The sequence below is a fragment of the Corynebacterium sp. genome (genome assembly GCF_052107835.1).
In the GTDB taxonomy this organism is placed as follows: domain Bacteria; phylum Actinomycetota; class Actinomycetes; order Mycobacteriales; family Mycobacteriaceae; genus Corynebacterium.
This window is the reverse complement of the sequence record NZ_JBQEDF010000086.1, coordinates 1-8,147: the sequence shown is the minus strand read 5'-3', so window position 1 is coordinate 8,147 and position 8,147 is coordinate 1. Positions and strand designations below refer to the sequence as shown.

Annotated in this window: 11 protein-coding genes; 2 read left to right on the top strand and 9 right to left on the bottom strand. The window is 65.7% G+C overall.

Features of this window, described 5'->3' with window-relative positions; genetic code table 11:
* Positions 1 to 130: 130 nt before the first annotated feature.
* Positions 131 to 1,195 (top strand): winged helix DNA-binding domain-containing protein, encoded by a 1,065-nt coding sequence (locus ACTIL2_RS14750; RefSeq protein WP_442338234.1) that lies wholly within the window; start codon positions 131 to 133, stop codon positions 1,193 to 1,195.
* Here the strand turns inward: ACTIL2_RS14750 and ACTIL2_RS14745 are convergent.
* Positions 1,158 to 1,748 carry a TetR/AcrR family transcriptional regulator gene (locus ACTIL2_RS14745; protein WP_442338233.1) on the bottom strand — a complete coding sequence of 197 codons (591 nt, stop codon included), beginning with the start codon at positions 1,746 to 1,748 and terminating at the stop codon, positions 1,158 to 1,160. The genes ACTIL2_RS14750 and ACTIL2_RS14745 overlap by 38 nt on opposite strands.
* A 107-nt stretch (positions 1,749 to 1,855) precedes the next feature.
* Between ACTIL2_RS14745 and ACTIL2_RS14740 the strand changes: the two genes are divergently transcribed.
* On the top strand, positions 1,856 to 2,866 hold the full coding sequence (locus ACTIL2_RS14740; RefSeq protein WP_442338232.1) for an ABC transporter permease: 1,011 nt from the start codon (positions 1,856 to 1,858) through the stop codon (positions 2,864 to 2,866).
* Between the two features lie 7 nt (positions 2,867 to 2,873).
* On the opposite strand, the gene ACTIL2_RS14735 is transcribed toward ACTIL2_RS14740, so the two are convergent.
* The 8 genes from ACTIL2_RS14735 to ACTIL2_RS14700 all read right to left on the bottom strand — a co-directional run.
* Entirely contained in the window at positions 2,874 to 3,254 is a 381-nt protein-coding gene (locus tag ACTIL2_RS14735) for a VOC family protein (protein ID WP_442338231.1), read from the bottom strand.
* Complete coding sequence (locus ACTIL2_RS14730) at positions 3,251 to 4,540, bottom strand: hypothetical protein (protein ID WP_442338230.1); 1,290 nt, start codon at positions 4,538 to 4,540, stop codon at positions 3,251 to 3,253. Before ACTIL2_RS14730 ends, ACTIL2_RS14735 begins: the two co-directional genes overlap by 4 nt.
* Positions 4,541 to 5,118: 578 nt before the next feature.
* Positions 5,119 to 5,637, bottom strand: coding sequence for a nucleotidyl transferase AbiEii/AbiGii toxin family protein (locus ACTIL2_RS14725; RefSeq protein ID WP_442338229.1), 519 nt, complete (start codon positions 5,635 to 5,637; stop codon positions 5,119 to 5,121).
* The gene (locus ACTIL2_RS14720; protein ID WP_442338228.1) at positions 5,634 to 6,176 is read right to left on the bottom strand and encodes a type IV toxin-antitoxin system AbiEi family antitoxin domain-containing protein; all 543 of its coding nucleotides are present in this window, start codon (positions 6,174 to 6,176) and stop codon (positions 5,634 to 5,636) included. Before ACTIL2_RS14720 ends, ACTIL2_RS14725 begins: the two co-directional genes overlap by 4 nt.
* Before the next feature lie 75 nt (positions 6,177 to 6,251).
* Positions 6,252 to 6,671 (bottom strand): cupin domain-containing protein, encoded by a 420-nt coding sequence (locus ACTIL2_RS14715; protein ID WP_442338227.1) that lies wholly within the window; start codon positions 6,669 to 6,671, stop codon positions 6,252 to 6,254.
* A 71-nt stretch (positions 6,672 to 6,742) separates the two neighbouring features.
* Positions 6,743 to 7,099, bottom strand: a complete 357-nt coding sequence (locus ACTIL2_RS14710; protein WP_442338226.1) for a DUF2568 domain-containing protein — start codon at positions 7,097 to 7,099, stop codon at positions 6,743 to 6,745.
* 282 nt (positions 7,100 to 7,381) lie between these two features.
* Complete coding sequence (locus ACTIL2_RS14705) at positions 7,382 to 7,633, bottom strand: hypothetical protein (protein ID WP_442338225.1); 252 nt, start codon at positions 7,631 to 7,633, stop codon at positions 7,382 to 7,384.
* A gap of 140 nt (positions 7,634 to 7,773) precedes the next feature.
* The coding region (locus tag ACTIL2_RS14700) for a glutathione peroxidase (RefSeq protein WP_442338224.1) at positions 7,774 to 8,147 on the bottom strand (374 nt) is incomplete at its 5' end.

Sequence of the window (8,147 nt, the reverse complement as noted above, 5' to 3'; positions counted from 1 at the left end):
TGTTACCGATGTCCTGATCTAGAAGTGTCACCGATGTCCTGGGAGATTACATACGCATTCCCGGCCCTTCCCGTGCCTGCACAAGCGTTGATTCCAATGAAGAGCAGGATCCACACCTATCCTTGAGCGCATGGTCAACCCTGCCCTCGTCGAAGCCCGCCTGGTCGCCCAGGGGCTGGTCAATCCCACCGCCGATTCGCCGCACCAGGTCCTGTCCACGATGGGCCCGATGCAGGGGCAGGACCTCACCGGGGTGATGAGCTCCATTGCACTGCGGGTTTCTGGCGGCAGCTACGACGAGGTCACCGAGGCGTTCAATGACGGGCACCTCGTCCGCGGCTACCCCATGCGCTCCACCGTCTTCGCGATGGCCGCCGGGGACGCCCGCTGGATCACCGAACTGTGCGCGGGCCAGCAGCGCAGGGAATCCGGACGGCGTATGGAGCAGTTGGGGCTCACCGCGTCCGACGTGAACACCGCCCACGACCTGCTTGCCGAGCACCCCACCGGCATGAGCCGGAAGGAGGCCGGCGAGCTGTGGGTGCGCCACGAGCTTCCGGACGACAACGGCTTCCGCTACCTGATGATCCGCGACATGATGCTGCACGGCACCGCGGTCTACGGCCCGTTCCGCGGCGCCGACCAGCTGATTGTTGCCGCCGAGGGCTGGTTACCGGACGGGGACCTGGAGAGCAGGTTCAACGGGGACCGCACCGCCGCCACCGCGGAACTGCTGCGCCGCTACCTGCACGGTCACGGTCCGGCGGACCTGCGGGACTTCGCGTGGTGGACGAAGCTGCCGCAGAAGCTCATCAAGGATGCCGCCGGTGACATCACCGACGTGGAGGAACGGGACGGACGCCTTCACCGTCCTGGACTGCCCGACGAGATCGCCGCGCTCAAGAAGAAGGCGCACGGGACGTTCCTGCTGCCCGCCTTCGACGAGATCGTGCTGGGTTACCGCGACCGCCTGGCGTTCATGACCGACGACCACCACGAGCAGGTCGCGCCCGGTAACCGCGGGGTGTTCCGCAAAACGGTGGTGCGCGGCGGGAAGCTCATCGCGACGTGGACCGCACCGAAGTCGGGACCGAAGAAACCCACCCGCGTCACGCCGGAACCGTTCCGGCCACTGAGTGCAGCGGCCGAGAAAGACATCACGAGGGCGTTCCGGCGCTTCCCCCTCCAGCGTTGACAACGAGCCCGCTGATGAAGTTGTCCACGAGCCACCCGGCCTGTCCGGGTGCGAAGTAGTCGGCGCGTTCCGGGATCGGGCGGGAGATCATCGCGACTCCCAGGTGGAAGCGCCACGGCGACAGGTCGGCGGAGACGAATCCCGCCTCGGAGGCTAGCCGCAGGATCGAGCTGTAGCCGTCGGTGAGGTCCCGGCGCAGGTGCTCGGTGTTCGTCCACACCGGCCCGTCCATCTCCGTCACGGCGATGGTCCTTTCGGCGACCGCTGCGAGTCCCAGACCGGCGAGTTCGTGGACGAACGAGCTCCACGTCGCGAAGCTGCCGTCCCAGTCGTCCCGGAAGCGTTCGACAATCGCGAGGACGCGTTCCAGCATGTCCTCGACCAACCCGATGATCAGGTCGTCGCGGGTGGGGAAATGCCTGTACAACGTAGCGATCCCCACCCCTGCCTCAGCGGCGACGGTGCGCATGGACACCTCGGGGCCCTGGTTGGCGAACAGTGTCCAGGCGGCGTCCAGGAGGGCGCGTCGTTTCGCGCGTGCGTCCGATCGCATCGTCCTGCCTCCTCGTCCCGGCCTGTTCCGTCCGGTTCCAGCCTGTTCCGTGGATGATCCTACCCGGGGGCTTGCCACCGAATAAGTGGAACACTATGATCCGTTTTATGACTACGGCAACCCCCGAAGACACCGCCGCGACCGAATCCACCGAACCCACCGACCCGAAGCTGTGGGGCAAGCTCGGCGGGATCATCGTCGGCCTCGTCGGCATCCTCACCCTGATGCTGCTGGCGTTCCTGACCCCGCAGTACAACTCCGGACCGTCCGACCTGCCGCTCGCCGTCGCCGGGCCCGCACCCGCCGTGGAACAGGTCACCGGCGCCCTGGACCAGCAGCAACCCGGCGCGTTCGACGTCGCCACGCACGACTCCCCCGATGCCGCGCGCGATGCCGTGGCCAACCGCGACGCCATCGGTGCGATCGCCGTCGGACCGGACGGCGCCACCGTCTACACGGCGACGGCCGCTGGCCAGCCCTACGCGCAACTGCTCACCGGCATCGCGTCCGGACTGGAGGCGCAGGGGCAGGACGTCACGGTCGAGGAGGTCGCCCCCACCACCGAGGACGACCCGAATGCCGCGGGCCTGAGCGTCCTCGCCCTGCCGCTCGCGTTCGGCGGGATCATCTCCGCGGTGCTGCTGTCGCTGACGATGAAGAAGCACTACGGCATGCGGATCCTCGGCGTGCTCGTGTTCGCCGGGCTGGCCGGCCTGGCGATCGGGGCAATCCTGCAGTACGGCTTCGGCACCTTCGACGGGCACTACTGGGCGCTGTCCGGCATCCTGGGCCTGGGCATCGCCGGGACGTCGATGGTCGTGATGGGGCTCCACGCGCTGCTGGGGATGCCGGGGATCGGTCTCGGCGCCCTGTTCACGATCCTGATCTCGAACCCGTTGTCCGGCATCGCGACCGGCTGGCAGTGGCTGCCGTCCCCGTGGGGCGCGATCGGACAGTTCCTGCCCATCGGTGCAGCGGGCGACGCGACCCGCTCCATCGCCTTCTTCGACGGTGCCGCGATCGCCCAGCCAGTGTGGGTGCTACTCGCCTGGGTCGCTGCGGGACTGGTGCTGGTCGGGGTCGCCGCAGCGAGGGACCGGAGGGGAGCACGGGCCTGAGGCCAGCTCATTCCCAGACAACGCCCTTGTTCCGGCACAGGCAGAACGGGTGACCCACCGGGTCGGTGAAGACTTCCCAGCCGTAGCCGTCATCATGGACGTAGCTCTTCTGCAGGGTGGCGCCGAGCGCCACGATCCGCTCACGTTCCGGCCCGAACTCGTCGACCTCGAAGTCCAGGTGGAACTGCTTCGGCGTCTCACTTCCGGGCCACGTCGGCGGGACGTAGTCATCGACCCGCTGGAAGGCCAGCGCGATGCCCCCGAGGCTGATGCTCGCCCAGAAGTCGTCGCTGCGTTCCTCGACATCCGTCCCGATCACCGCGGCATAGAACGCCGCCAACGCCATCGGGTCGGGGCAGTCGAGGATGGTGTCGGTGTACTTGATCACTCGTCCTCGGTCCCTGTGAGGCACATCGTGTCGGTCACGTTCTCGTACACGCCCAGGCCGGTGGTGGTCAGGTAGGACGCGGCGTTCGGGAAGTTCGGGACGCTGGTGTAGCTCCGGCCGTTGACCGGGTTCGGTGTGGACGGCACGGTCGCCCCCCAGACCTCACCGATGATCAGTGAGGTCAGCGCCTCGACGATGTAGGCGTAGTCCACCGAGTTCCCGATGGTCAGGTCCGCCACCGCGGTGGAGCGCGTCATGTCCCCGGTGATCGCGCCGGCCGCGAAGTTCAGCAGCGGATTTTCCACCAGTGCCAGGACCGGGTTGATCTCCTCGGCGTCGCGCGGGATGAAGTTGTCGGTGATCCTGGCGTTCGCGGCATTGGCCTGCAGGCGGGCGACCTCCGCGTCGAAGGCACCCTCCTGGCCGGCGGGAACCTGGGGGCGCACACCGTCGGCGGCCCGGTCGATGGCCTGGCTGATGTTCTCCTGCGACGCCGGGGTGCAGTTCTCCCCGAGTTCCATGGCGGCGGCTTTGCCGCGCTCGGCGGGCTGGACGGGCACGACGGGGTTGGCGCCACCGGACAGGCGCTCCTCGTCGGACGGCGCGTCCTCGCCTTTCCAGCAGGTGTTCGCGAGCTGGTTCTGTGCCACGTCCGCCAGCGCCCGGATGCCCTGCGCACCGTACTGCAACGGCAGTTTCGCCAAGCCGCCGATGGTGGCGTAGCTGCCGATCAGCGGCAGGGTGGCGACACCCTCGAGACCGGGGACCGGTCCGATGGCGGGCACGGACTGCGCGACGGTCTCCAGCGGGACGGTGAACGTGTAGAGGCCCAGGACGATGGTCTCGGTGACCTCACCGAGGGTCAGGTCCTCGACGGCCACGCGGGCACTGGCGTCCCCGTTGCGGATCTTGTCCAGGCGGGACACCGCGAAGTTCGCGTAGGGGTCGGCATTCTCCTCGGCGGTCTCGTTGATGGCGCTGGCCTGCCGCGATACGTCGACGTAGGCGACGTCAGTGTTCACGATCGCGCCGCGCATGGCGTCGGCATTGGTGTCGAACTGGCCCTTGAGCTCTGCGGGGATGTCCCCGGCCAGTTCGTCGACGATCCGGTCGTAGGCGTCGATGAAGGCGATGGTGTCGGAGGGGGTGCAGGCGGTCTGCCCGTCCGGTGCGGTATCGTCCTGCGCCCCGGCGGCGGGGATGGCGTGGGTGGAGAGGGTCACGGCGGAGGCGGTGCACAGCAGCATGGCGGTGAACCGGGATGTGCCGGTTTTCTTGAACGTCATGGGGGGATCATAGGGTGACCTTGGTGGGGTCGGCAACCGCTGGAGCGCGGATGGGAGCCGCTGTGCGCTGGGAGAATATCCCCCGGGGTGTCGCCGTTGCGGGTAGTTCCGCAGTGTCCTGCGGCGGTTCCGCGTCGCCCGCCCAGGGGTGGTTTCCACCGCCGATTCCACCCTGACGCGGGCGACTCAGGCAGCGGCCGGGAGATCCCGCTTACGGTAGAAGGTCGTAACGTACTCCCCCGGGAGTTGCTGGATTTCACTGACCGGACGTTCCGCAGTTTCGACGTGCGGACCGGGACATGGGAGGCCGAGGCAGGCAAGTACCAGCTACTGGTGAGGCACGATAGTCTTGATCTACCATTGTTGAAATTTATGACGATAGGAGATGTGACGACAATACTTGATCCTGTGGCCAGCGATGATGCGGCTTCGAGGGAGGTGCCGCCTTTCACGGAGAACACTCCGGTGGATCAGGCGTGTACTCCCCGAGCCGGTTGGTTCGACTCTTGTGCGGCAGGGGCTGAAGCGGTCCCGGCTCCTCTGCCCGTGGCCTACGGACTGATGGACGGGGCGGCGGTTCAGTCTCCCACGGCTGCAATGCGTTGAATGAACTCGTTGGTCCGAGCTACTGCGTCGTCGACCGTGGGTAGTACACCGAGCCCGTCGGCAGCTTCGGCATAGAGAGCATCCCAATGTTTCCCGGCTTCGAGGGTTGGCGGCCAGTGTTGCTGACGCCGGTACTCGAAGAGTCGAGCACACGTCGCGGCCACCTGATTGAGATCGAGATCCTCACCTCTGACTAGGAGCTGGAGGTCGACAAGGTCATGCGCTCTCTCGCCTCCCTGTTCCGTGGCGGCATGGAGCTTCTGCGCGATCTGATGATCGGAGCGCATGATTGCCACAGGCTTGGGCGTCTCCCGCCCGTAGCGCAACGCCATCGCACTGCCGCCTTTGATCGTCCCTTCGGGAAGCATCTGTCCGGTCACCACCAGCGCCATCGCAATACGACGCCGCTGAGCCAATCCGTCATCACCCTCCACGTTACGAATACGCTGCTCCAGCGAGCGCACAGTCGTAGGCATGCCCGAGTAGCTCACGTCTGAAGTCCCTTCTGGACCCGTTGCCACTCCGTTGTGGTCAATAGCCCCTCACCGCGTGCCTGTTCGGCCGCGTTCAGGAGTCGCTCAGTTTCGATACGGCTCCGGCACTCAAGAATTGCGTCAGCCACCGGTTGTGCCGCCAACCCCTCGTAGAGGGTTGTGCGCGCCTTACCTCTTGCCCGGGTCAGTTCGATGAATGCCGGCAGTTTCGAACGGGTGCGTCGAGGTACGGCCACCTTGACGCGGCGAGGGTTAACCACGGCGAGATCGAATAGCGCCAGCACCGACTCCCCGTACAGGTATGCGCCCTCCCCCATCCTTAGGAGCGCCTCCGCGAACTGATCGAAGGGCGTTGGGGGAATGTCGGGGACGCGGTAGAGCCCGTAACCAATGTTTTCCAATCCACCGCGCGCGGCCAATTTTGGTAGCTCGACTGCTGGAACTCCAGCCGCTTCAGCTTCACCCGTTGTCACGTACCCGTAGTGATCGAGCGCGATCTCTCGCACGATGTCCCTGTACTTCGCCGTTGCGGCCATGTCACAACTATACCGAAAACGGTAGTGTTGTGACACAATCTCATGGAGAACTACATCCAGCTGCGCCCAATTTCCTCAGGCGGGCAGCTGCCCGTACTCCTCGTTGCTGACGGGCTCGAGCCACTCATTGCTCACGTCATCGCCGGGTGTGGTGAATGCCAGGTGGGAGAACCAGGAATCCGCCTTCGCCCCGTGCCAGTGCTTCACGCCGGCCGGGACCCTGATCGCCGTTCCCGGTTCCATGCTGACGGCGGCCTGCCCCTCAGCCTGGTACCAGCCGCTGCCCGCCGTGCAGAGCAGGATCTGGTCGCCACCGCCCCCGGCTCCGTGGTGGATGTGCCAGTTGTTCCGGCAGGTGGGCTCGAAGGTGACGTTGTTGACGGGGGCGCTGCCGCCGGTCAGCGGGGCGAGGTAGCTCTGGCCCACGAAGTACTCAGCGAGGGCGTCGTTCTTCTCCCCGGTCGGAAAATCCTGTTGGAAGTCGTTGGAGGTCATGTCTTCCACGGTAGGCCCGTCACGCAGCAGGTGGGGTGCACTGTCGGTACCTGCCTGGAGGGTCCGTCGTCCTACAGCTCGGCGTCGACCACGGGAGGAAGGAGCGCCAGTACATTGATCACGAGCGAGAATCCCACGAACCCCAGCACCGACCGCGTGCGGACACCAGCGATGGCGAGCAGCGCGGAGGCACCGCAGTACAGGCCGATCTTCACCGAATAGCGGACCGCTGTCAGCTCGAATGTGGCTTCCGGTGCCGCGAACAGGCCCCACACCACGCAGGCCGCCACTACGGCGCTTATTGCCGCGACCCAGCCCAAAGCACCACGTCCCGCCAACCGCCATGCCGCATAGCCGATGGCGGCCATCAGGATCACCTCGCTGGCGAACAACAGCAGACTAACGGTCCAAATGTAGACAGTGCTCATGTCCCCGTCTCCCTGCCTCGGAACCCCCGGACCCATCTGGCGTCCCCGCTGTCGCGTTGACAATGGTCAGGCAGACACCCATGTGCAGGTCTCATGACGGAACCTCATTTAGTGATCGGTGCTCTCTATTATCTGAGCCTACACGAGACCACAACGACGACACGCAAACGTGCAGGACAGCATGTTCCCCTCCGAAGGGGAGAAGAATGCCGCCCCGGTTCCCACCCACCCCCACACTCCGGGATCATCCCCGCAGGTCCAGCGAGCGGTCGCCCCTGGGGCCTACTCCGTCGCCGCCGGCGAGAGCTCCACGATCTGGAACACGGTGCCCGGACGCTTGGACTGCAGGGTCTCGATGGCGAACTCCGCCTCCCTGTGGGTCTGCTGCGGGCACTCGAACACCCATCCGTTCCCCGTGGCCTCATTCATCAGGACGCCGAACTGGTCGTGGTGTCCCTCCGCCCCCGACACGGAGACCGTCTCCCCCGTCTCCGGGTCAACATAGGTGTACGCGGTTCCAAAATCATTTGCCATTGCTTTCCAACCTCAGTGGTAGATGGTGTTTGTCCCCGACCATGTTACGGGAGACAGCACCCTCTTCGCGGCGGTTTCACCTGCGCATCCCCGTAAATCTGCCTCCGAGGTAACTGTCATTCACCTCAAGATAGCCCCAATCACTCCGGGAGCGCGCCCTCGATGGCGGCGATGACTTCCGGCGCGTCCGGCGTGGTCCGTGGGCTGAAGCGGTACACGTTCCCGTCCGGGCCCACCACGAATTTCTCGAAGTTCCAGGTGATACGGCCGTTCTTGCCGTTCTCCTCCTTCGGGAACTCGGTGAGCTGCTGGTAGATGGGGTCGGCGTTCTTGCCGTTGACCCGGACGCGCTGGGACATCGGGAAGGTCACGCCCCAGGTGGTGGAGCAGTATTCCTCGATCTTCTCTTCGCTGCCCAGTTCCTGCATGAACTGGTTGGAGGGGAAACCCAGGACCGTGAAGCCGCGTCCCCCGTAGGTCTTCTGCAGTTCTTCGAGCTGCGCGTACTGGGGGG